Genomic DNA, 8,958 nt, shown 5'->3' on the forward strand with positions numbered 1-8,958 from the left:
CCCATTGTCAAACTTATGGATTGGGAAGACAGGTGGGATGAGCTTGAAACTAACGATAATGTCTTCTCTCTGGTGGTCATGGCCCAGATCAAGGCCAAAAGCAGCAAATCCAAAGACGAGCTGAAGGCCTGGAAATACCATCTGGTGAAGCTCATGTATCAGCGGAACTACAGCAAGGAAGACATCCTGCAGCTGTACCGCTACATCGACTGGATGATCAGCCTGCCCAAGGAACTGGAAGCACAGTTCCTTAAAGAAGTTTACCTCTTGGAGGAGGAAAAAAAGATGCCATACATTACCAGTGCAGAGCGGTTTGGGTTGGAGAAGGGTGAAGAGATGGGTGTGGTTAAGGGCATGTACAACGAAAAGTACCAGACCATCATGAGCCTCCGTGAGTTCAACATGAAACCAGAGGATATTGCCAAGGCTACCCGACTTACCCCAGAAAAAGTCAGAGAAGTCCTTGCTGCCGGGGACAAGGGTCTGGATTTGCTGATCGGAGAGGATGCCACCAAGCATTAGGCTCTGGTGCAGACACGGATACAGCCATTAGGTACCTGTGTCACCAATCCCTTTTATTTTGATTTCTATCTAACCATGACCGGACGCAGCCCTCAGTATGGGTTGCGTCTGGTTTTTGTCTTGTGGTGTATTCTGTGGCCTCGGTATCTGTTCTTGTACATCCCGTTCTGTGTCCATCCATCCTGTTTGCTCCGATTGTACCGAACATCATATTTGCGCTCTCTATCCCCCGTATTTACCGTACCTTTTGTCCGCTGTATGAGCTGATTTCAGGAGGGCAGGGTGGTACATCAGCCCTGTCTGTTTTCCTTGCTGTAGGTGTTTCCTGCGGGTTAGGGTATCTGGTTGCTTCCCACTGTCCTCACTCATTATCCACTTCTTCACCTGTTGCCCTGTCCGCATCTGGTTTGATCAGTACACCCATGGTTCCATCATCATGATTGACAAATATGATCCCTGCCTCTGTCAGTACATGGGCCAGCAGTTTCATGGTGCTTTTCTTCTCCAGTATCTTCCTCTCCAACCGTGTGACCGGCGTTTCAGACAGGTAGGCTTTGGCTGCCAGTGTTCTCTGTGACCATCCAAGCAGTATCCTTGCAACCTTGATCTGCTCTCCCTTCAGCAGTTCCACATCGTATGCTTTTTCCCTCATCATACCTCCACTCTCCACTGTATTTCAGCCATCTTCCCTTTCATCTGCCCTGTCCGCATCCGGTTTGATCAGTACCCCAAAGGTTCCGTCCTCATGGTTGATAAACTCTATCCCAGCCTCCATCAACACATGGGCAATCAGCATGATGGTGCTTTTTTTCCTTACATTGTTCTTTTCTGCCTGGGTGACTGGCCCCTGGGACAGGTAGGCTTTAGCAGCCAGTGTTCTCTGTGACCATCCAAGCAGTATCCGTCCTGCCTTCAGTTGTTCTCCTGTGATCAGTTCCACATCGTATGTCTTGTCCTTCATCATGCCTCCTCTCTGTAGTTCATCGTATGGGTAATTCATGCTTAGAACAGCATAGCAATTTGTGGTCGTGGAGGGGAGTGTTTTGTCCGAAAAGCCCATTTTTATTTTTTTAGTGTTTTCTTGAAAATTACTTGACTTTTGATTTTCTAATGATTTCAAGCATGAAATTTTTCTCTGTTCGGTACCAACATTCTCACGATTTTTTTACAGATATTTTTCTAAATTGCTTGCATATGAATTCCCATCTTTTTAGCATGATGACTGAGGGCAGGGGCAGGAAACATGGATGCAGTATGAAGGGAGGATGCGATGCCAAAGATACTTCTCACAACGGGCTTTGTGGCTGATCCACCTGTAGTGACCAAGGGCAGGGTGGATTACTTTGATACGGAAATACCCGGATTCATGCTGGAGGTGCGGTCTTCTGGCAGGTGTACCTACTATCTGCGTTACCGGGACAGGCACGGCAGGTTGCGTCAGGTGCGTATCGGGCCTGTGGATGCCATAAGCCTTGAAAATGCAAGGATGGCAGCGAGAGAGATCAGATCACAGACGGCATTGGGCTACGATCCAGCAGCCATGATGGAAAAGAAAAAACAGGAGATGACATTCGGTGACTTTGCAGAGGATAAGTACATCCCCCATGTGAAGCTCTACAAACGAAGCTGGGAGCAGGATGAGAAGGTGATAGACCGGGTGCTTCTGCCCTTGTGGGAGTACGCCAAACTGTCTGCCATAACACGGGATGATGTGAGGGATTTTCAGACTTCCTATGTGGCTATGGGCTACAAACCGGGGTCTGTGAACCGGATGATGGCATTGGTGAAGTACATCTTCTCCCTGGCAGAAAGATGGGAGTACATCGACAAAAGCCCTGCAAGGGGTGTGTCCAAGCTGGCAGACAATGAGCATAAGGAGAGGTTTTTAACCCATGAAGAGACGGGCAGATTGCTGAAAGCATTGAAGAACAGCCAGAGTACCGTAGTGCCCGATCTGATTGAGTTTTTGATTCTGACAGGCGCAAGGAAGGGTGAGGCCAGCCATGCCAAATGGGAGGATATGGACTTTGAGCATGGGTTGTGGACGGTACCCATGAGCAAGTCGGGAAAACCAAGGCATATCCCCTTGTCTGGATCTGCCATCAATGTGCTGAAAAGGCGTGTGGATAACAACAGTCCGTTTATATTTGCCAACCCCAAGACAGGTGAGCCGCTGAAGCATTTTCACAGTACATGGGATCGAATCAGGAAGGAAGCAGGGCTGGAGGATGTCCGGGTACATGACCTGAGACACAACTTTGCCTCCCTTCTGATCAACCACGGCAGGAGTCTCTATGAGGTACAAAAATTGTTGGGTCATGCAGACATTTCTACCACCCAGAGGTACGCCCATTTGAGCCAGGATACCCTCAAAGAGGCCACTGAAATAGTGTCCCGGAGCATAGGAAGTGATGGTGACTCTGAGTGATTTGAGCTGTGATTTTTAAAAGTGCTGATGGGAAATTGATGGGTCGTTTTGGGGGGTTAAAGTCCTGTAATCATGTGGTTAAGAGTGAAACATTTTTTCAAATCGTGATGGGTAATAGATGGGTACTTTTTTTGGTGATGGGTAGGGTGTCTGATGGGTCGTATGAAATCAGTATGTTACAAGGTGCCGACTGATGGTTGTAAACAGTGTTCCAGTGAGCATATGCGCATAATTGGGCTGTTTTTAGTAAAATGGTCATGATCATGCGTGATGAAGGCGTGATCATGGTGTGATCATGGTGATTTGGTACAGATTCATGCTCAAAATGCCCGGATGATGAAACATGGACGGTGAAGTGGTGTGCATTCGATGAAACATGGATGATCACAGTGCCTGCATGATGAAGTCCGGTGCGGTGACAGAGGTGATGAATGATGATGCATGATGATCAAAACCGTGCTGTGGTGATGAAGGCGTGATGAAAGGAGGCGGGTATGAATGACAGAGAATTGTATTCTATCAGGGGAATAGCCAAGGAATTGAATCTGAATTACAGGAGGGTTCTGGATTATTGCAGTTATATGAGTCCCTTTTTACCAGGTATCTGTGTAGGTAGGAAATTCAAGTATTTTAAGGAGTGTATAGAGATTGTGCTGCTGGTGGATGCCCTGCGTGAGGAACGGTATAGTTTCTATGACATAGCCTGTATTTTCCTTAAAAAACGAGTGATTACCAATGATCCTATGGTCAGTGACTGGGTAGATGAGTGTTTGAGTCAGTATGGTCATTACTGGCTGAATGACGCACACGCTGCACACGCTGCACACGCTGCACACGCTGCACACGCTGCACACGCTGCACACGCTGCACACGCTGCACACGCTGCACATGCTGCACACGCTACACATGACGCACACGCTGCACATGCTGCACACGCTACACATGACGCATACGCTGCACATGACGCACACGCTGCACATGCCGCACACGCTACACATGACGCATACGCTGCACATGACGCACACGCTGCACATGCTGCACACGCTACACATGACGCACACGCTGCACATGACGCACACGCTGCACATGACGCACACGCTGCACATGACGCACATGCTACCCGGACTGCATACCCTCAAGTTATAGTTTCTGCGCCTGACCTGGACCTGTCCGATGACATGAACATTACTCTTCCCGATACCCTCATAAGCACAGACAGGGTTTGGGATACCCAGCCTACTAATGCAAAGGAACTGGCCAAGGAGGTTAAGGCTGAGCTGCTGAAGGAGCTGCCCCCCATGCTGGAGTCCCTTCTACAGAAATTTGCAATTAACCTTGGGGAAGAACTGTCCCGTACCCTGACTCATTCGTTCCAGAAGCTGGCTACGGAGAACAATATAGCCGTAACCGCCATCTGTGAGGCCATAGATGACATGCAAAACGGTATCAGCAATCTGGACAGACGGATGACTACCCTTGAAAGGGAGCTGGGCCAGCCAGTGGAAGAACCGTTCCAGCTCTATGAGATAGATGCCAGCAATCTACAGGTGAGCCTGCAGACCCTTTCCTTTGATTTTACGGTACCCGGCATTCAGTCCGATGAGTTGGCAGACCTTACGGAAGAAGATCCTGAAGATGCTGACCCCCACAACCTGCGCCCTGTTATCGAGAGCATCGTCCATTCCAAGCCCGACAAGGCTGTACTCATTGAGTGGATTCTTCAGATGCGTTCCAGTACAGATCCTGTTCCCAGCTACAACACCCTTGCTGCCATCCTTAACACGGCAAAAATACTGACCCTTTCCGGTAAGAGCAGGTGGACTTCAAGCACTGTACGCAATGTGGTTGCAAGGCTGGAGGCTGAGGATGACCCTGAAGTATATGCCGAGGATGGGGAGGATGGGGCAGAAGATGACCTTCCCCGTGTGGCAGACCTTACGGATGATGGCGGTGTTGTTTCGGATACTTGGCTGGATATAGAAGACGGGACGGATGAAGAAGAACCCTGAAACTGTCGGGGTGACTTCGGGCTGCGGGTGTGGTTCCGGAGTGGCCCCTATATATAAGGTAGAAAAAGCCAGGGCAGGGGAGTGGGGGATGGGTTCTGTACCCCTGCCAGGGTCTGGTTTGGCTGGTTTAATATTTACGGTCTGTTTTGAGTGATCTGTGGGGATTATCGAACCGGCATTTTACAGTCTCAGGGATGGTTGGCGTAGGGTAAACCCAAATCGAACCATCTGAAAATGATCAGGATAGCTGCTGTGAAACTGCAGACACCGAAACAGACAAGCATGGGAGTATGATTCAATGACTGTGAGGATATACGGATATCTGAGGGCTTCCACCACCGAGCAGAATGCAGACCGTGCCAGACCTGCGCTGGAGTGCTTTGCCTTCAATCAGGGTGTAGCAGTCTCTGCCTGGTTCACAGAAAATGAGTCCGGTGCCAGTATGAAACGACCTGAGCTGTTCCGTCTTCTGGATGTGGCACAGCCTGGGGATATTCTTCTTCTGGAACAGATTGACCGCCTGAGCAGATTGAACGCCAAGGACTGGCAAAAGCTCCGTGGTCTGATCCAGAGCAAGGGACTGAAGATTGTGTCCATGGATCTTCCCATCAGTCATACCCTCATGGATGCAGAAACTTCAGAGAGTTTTCAGGGGCGTATCCTTGATGCCATTAACGGGATGCTCCTTGATATGCTGGCTGCTGTCAGTCGTAAGGATTATGAAGACAGAAGGAGGCGACAGTCCGAGGGTATAGCCAGAGCCAAAGAGCTTGGGCGGTTCAAGGGCAGGCCAGTGGATACGGATCAGAGGCTGAAGATCATGGAGCTGAGGATGAAGGGATTTTCTTATTCAGACATCGAGAGGATGCTTGGCTGTTCCCGCAGTACCATAGCTTCTGCTGTAAAAGGCCTTCAACACAGTTCTGCAGAGGCGGTTTAGTGGGCAGGGCAGGGGCCGTCTATGACCCCCTATATATAAGGTGTAAATCCTGTCTTACCGGTCATGGGGTGGCAGGGTGTATGGGCTGGATGGTTTTGCATCGACACAGGGCCGTATCTGATCCATAGTGCTAAAAGAAGACCGGAGGTATGCAGGATGGACTACCGTTTCTGCATATCCTGATTACATTTATAAAAAGGAGGCTGGGATGGCAGAGAGAGTGTCCCATGATCAGAACTTTAAGAATCTGGCACGGGACTTTACCAGGGAGATAGCAGAGTTCTTATCCCCGGAGATCCTTGAGGGTATGGGCAAGCTTATCGGTTTTGAGGTTGTCCATCAGGAAACCCAAAAACAGAAGCTGAAAGACCGGCATTTTGTGCTGGACATACCCATACGGTTCCGGTTTGAAAATGGGACTCTGATTCTGTGGCTGCTGGAGTTTCAGGAGGATAAATACAAGTTTTCCATCTACACGGTGGCCCACTATGGCATAGACTACATGAAAGCCCATCCCGGTGCCATTGTCATCCCTACGGTGCTGTTCACAGACCGTAAGAAATGGCGTAAGGATGTGGACAGGGTACTGGACAGCAGCTTTAGGGAAAAGAACTACATACATTTCGAGTACCAGAAGATCCGTCTCTTTGAGTATCAGGCCAGGGACTATTTTGATTCCACGAACCCTGTAGTCATGATCCTTCTTCCCAAGATGAACTATGAGCCAGAGGAGAAGGTAGAGGTCGTAATGAGGGCCATGACCGGACTGTTTCGCTTGGTGGGTGCGGCTCTGTTTGAAAAATACCTGGATTTTATTTACACTTATGCAGATATACAGGAAGATGAGCAGGAAGAGTTGCTCAGTCTGCTCACAGAAAAGGAGGATGGTATGCTGTTATCGGAACGGATTCAGGAGAGAGGGCGTTATGAAGAGAAGTACCAGACGATCATGAGTCTCCGGGAGTTCAATATGAAGCCGGAGGATATTGCCAAGGCTACCAGGCTTACCCCCGAACAGGTAAAGGCTGTACTTGCCGCCGGTGACAAGGGTCTGGATCTGCTCATAGGTAAAAATGCCACCAAACATTAGGCTCCGTATCCATCTTCTCTGCTGTGGTTGCTGTATTGGCAGCCATGGCAGGGTAGGGGGAGTCTTTTGTTCTGTTCGAGTGTAGCCTTCTGTTCGAGTCCTCCGGATTCACGTCCCCAGTTCGAGTTCTTCAGTTTCAGCTCCCAGTTCGAGTTCTTCGGATTCATGCCGTCCAGTAATACCCCGGATACCCCTCTATTTTACCCGCACAGATGCTTATTTGCACCCATTTTGACCCATCGGTACCCATGCAGATCCTCCCAAAGTGGTGATCAGTAAATCTCAGGCATATATTACCTTTGTGAACGATCATTCATCCTATCCTAAACCAGCTTCCCTACTGCCTTTTTACGGGCAGAGGGGGGCTTTATATTTAAAGGAGGTCGCTATGGTTATCGAACAGTACAGCTCAGCGGATGTGAAGGAGCTTGCCAAGGTTATGCTCCGGGTGCAGCAGGAATTAAGACCGGTACAAAAGGACAGAAAGAACACCTTCACCAACAGCAGGTACGCCACCTTAAGCACAGTCATGGAGGCCTGTAGCAGTATCTTGATCCGGCATGGTATCTGGTTGACGCAGTATCCCGTTCCCGTAGAAATCGGGCATCTGGGACTCGTTACCAAGCTTATGCACGCAGAATCCGGGCAGTGGCAATCATCTCTTCTCATGATGCCCTTATCCAAAAACGATCCCCAGGGCTATGGTTCGGCCATTACCTATGCCAGGCGTTACGGCCTGTCTTCCATGTTGGGGATCATTACAGAAAACGATGATGATGCTGAAAGGGCCTGCATCAGGAACCACAAAAACCATCAGGGACAAAATCATGCCTCCCATCCATCCAAGCCTCAAAACGATCCATTTTCCCCGGTAAATCAGGCATATTCTACTCCTCAGAATCCCCAAAATAAGCCTGTCAGTATGGATACCCTGCCTAAGCTTGACGGCATCTTCTACAACACGGTTCATGCCGAAGATGGAAGGGCCTACATCACAGCAACGGGAGATACCATCCCCAAGAAAGACATCCTCAAAGAAGCAGGGTTCCGCTGGAATGCAGAACGTAAACTCTGGTGGAAACACAGCCAGCAGTACGCAGCCTGAACATACCAATCCCATACATCCATACACAGGGCCTGCCGGTATTATGCCGGTGGGCCTTTTGTATTTTAAAAGGAGGCAATCATGACCATCCATCACACTAAAGAGTCCATGGGGCTTCTGGCTCAGATAACCAAAGGTTTTCTGGCCCGCAGTGAGCATGTGAGGGCATCCCTTGGGGACAGGACTTCATATATCGGCATGTCGGATATTGGCAGGGGCATGGAGTGTCTTCGTGCTGCTGTAGCGGATAAATTTGTAAAAGCCACCAACCCCGATGAAGTGGCCCGGTGGTATGCCGGGGAAGATAAGGACAGGATACTTGCAACCCTGCAACGGGAGCTTGTGTTTCAGCGGGGTCACTGGTTCGAGTCGGGTGTGGGAGAGATTCTGCAATCCAACGGTTCAAAGCCCATCCATCAGTTGGAGGTGGCCATGGTCATTGACGGTATGCCGGTGAAAGCCCATCTGGATTTTACCCTGGCCTGGGGCGGCAATACTCCTGCTATACGCATCCTTGAAATCAAAAGCACCGAGCATATACCAGCCACCCTGTATTCTTCCTATGAAACCCAGCTCTACGGTCAGTTGGGCATGGTATCCGCATATTGGGATCAGCCCTGCTTCAGCACAAAGAACCACAAAAACATGAGCTTTCCTGAGATAGCCTTCCGGGAGCTGGGAGTTAAATTGCCGGATACTTCCGATGGCGTGGATATACAGGGCTGGGTTCTCTGTTTGGGTATGAGCGATATAAAACCCTTTGGCCCCTACCGTCCGGATTATCTGCTCTGGGGGATCTGTGAAAAGGTTGGCCGCCGTATCTGGGAAGGGATGCACAAATACCAAAGTGGCCTGATCCGTCTT

General features: G+C 49.6%; 9 protein-coding genes and 1 pseudogene. 8 read left to right on the top strand and 2 right to left on the bottom strand.

Translation table 11 applies throughout. From position 1 onward, the window contains the following. Positions 1-522 (top strand): annotated as a pseudogene (locus LZ24_RS17420) (hypothetical protein); the annotation flags it as partial. Positions 523-883: 361 nt separating this feature from the next. On the opposite strand, the gene LZ24_RS16355 reads toward LZ24_RS17420, so the two are convergent. Continuing rightward, complete coding sequence (locus tag LZ24_RS16355) at positions 884-1,177, bottom strand: helix-turn-helix domain-containing protein (protein ID WP_144686787.1); 294 nt, start codon at positions 1,175-1,177, stop codon at positions 884-886. Positions 1,178-1,198: 21 nt separating this feature from the next. Further along, positions 1,199-1,483, bottom strand: a complete 285-nt coding sequence (locus LZ24_RS16360) for a helix-turn-helix domain-containing protein (RefSeq protein ID WP_144686788.1) — start codon at positions 1,481-1,483, stop codon at positions 1,199-1,201. A gap of 309 nt (positions 1,484-1,792) precedes the next feature. On the opposite strand from LZ24_RS16360, the gene LZ24_RS16365 reads away from it, so the two are divergent. The 7 genes from LZ24_RS16365 to LZ24_RS16395 form a co-directional block, all read left to right on the top strand. Beyond that, positions 1,793-2,950 carry a site-specific integrase gene (locus tag LZ24_RS16365; protein ID WP_144686789.1) on the top strand — a complete coding sequence of 386 codons (1,158 nt, stop codon included), beginning with the start codon at positions 1,793-1,795 and terminating at the stop codon, positions 2,948-2,950. A gap of 798 nt (positions 2,951-3,748) precedes the next feature. Next, a complete protein-coding gene (locus LZ24_RS16370; RefSeq protein ID WP_144686790.1) occupies positions 3,749-4,096 on the top strand; it encodes a hypothetical protein in 348 nt (115 codons plus the stop codon). 32 nt (positions 4,097-4,128) lie between these two features. Then, positions 4,129-4,959, top strand: coding sequence for a hypothetical protein (locus LZ24_RS16375; protein WP_144686791.1), 831 nt, complete (start codon positions 4,129-4,131; stop codon positions 4,957-4,959). A 298-nt stretch (positions 4,960-5,257) separates the two neighbouring features. Beyond that, the gene (locus LZ24_RS16380) at positions 5,258-5,899 is read left to right on the top strand and encodes a recombinase family protein (protein WP_144686792.1); all 642 of its coding nucleotides are present in this window, start codon (positions 5,258-5,260) and stop codon (positions 5,897-5,899) included. Positions 5,900-6,107: 208 nt separating this feature from the next. Next, positions 6,108-6,989, top strand: coding sequence for an RpnC/YadD family protein (locus tag LZ24_RS16385; RefSeq protein WP_144686793.1), 882 nt, complete (start codon positions 6,108-6,110; stop codon positions 6,987-6,989). A gap of 388 nt (positions 6,990-7,377) precedes the next feature. Then, the gene (locus LZ24_RS16390; protein WP_144686794.1) at positions 7,378-8,094 is read left to right on the top strand and encodes an ERF family protein; all 717 of its coding nucleotides are present in this window, start codon (positions 7,378-7,380) and stop codon (positions 8,092-8,094) included. Between the two features lie 81 nt (positions 8,095-8,175). Further along, positions 8,176-8,958: hypothetical protein (locus LZ24_RS16395; protein ID WP_281282292.1), on the top strand; the 783-nt coding region annotated here is incomplete at its 3' end.

This window comes from Desulfobotulus alkaliphilus (genome assembly GCF_007830435.1).
In the GTDB taxonomy this organism is placed as follows: Bacteria; Desulfobacterota; Desulfobacteria; order Desulfobacterales; family ASO4-4; genus Desulfobotulus; species Desulfobotulus alkaliphilus.